Here is a 546-nt window from a genome sequence, read left to right on the forward strand (position 1 = left end):
CTCCCTTGCCGGTGAAGACGCCGAGGCTGAGGTCGGTGCCGAGGGTGACGCCGAACTGCACCGTCACCTCGTCCGGGCGGCGCGGCGAGTCCGCGAGGGAGGTGTGGATGCTCTCCAACACCCCGTTCAGCGGGCGCAGCGCGTTCGCCAGCGCCTGCCCGCCCGCGGACAGGGCGCGCGCGGTCCTGCCGTCGACACTGACCGCGCGGGCCCCGCCGAACCCTGTGGGCAGTTCGAGGTCGGGGCCCGGCGGCTGGCCGTACGGGTCGTCGGGCGGGCCGCCACGGTCGCCGGCACCGCCGTCGCCGTGGTCACCGCCGTCGGAACCGCCAGCCGAATCCGGGGCCCCGCCGCCGCTCGGCCCCGCCGCGCCGACGGGCGCTGGGCGCGCCCCGTCGGCGACCGGAGTGAGGCGCAGCCAGGCGACGGTGCCGTCGTCAAAAGTCAGTGCGAGGTCCCCCATGGCGATCAGTGTGGCACGCGGAGCCGGGCGCCGGGAGCGTACGAACGCCTCGTTCCGCGCCCTCGCGCCCGCCGCGCGCACCC

At 77.5% G+C, this 546-nt stretch carries 1 protein-coding gene; it reads right to left on the bottom strand.

Annotated features, from left to right (window positions below; genetic code table 11):
• On the bottom strand, positions 1-463 hold a 463-nt coding region (locus KUM32_RS39465), incomplete at its 3' end, for a CU044_2847 family protein (RefSeq protein ID WP_217146561.1).
• Positions 464-546: the final 83 nt, after the last annotated feature.

The sequence above is a fragment of the Streptomyces sp. AC627_RSS907 genome (assembly GCF_019049165.1).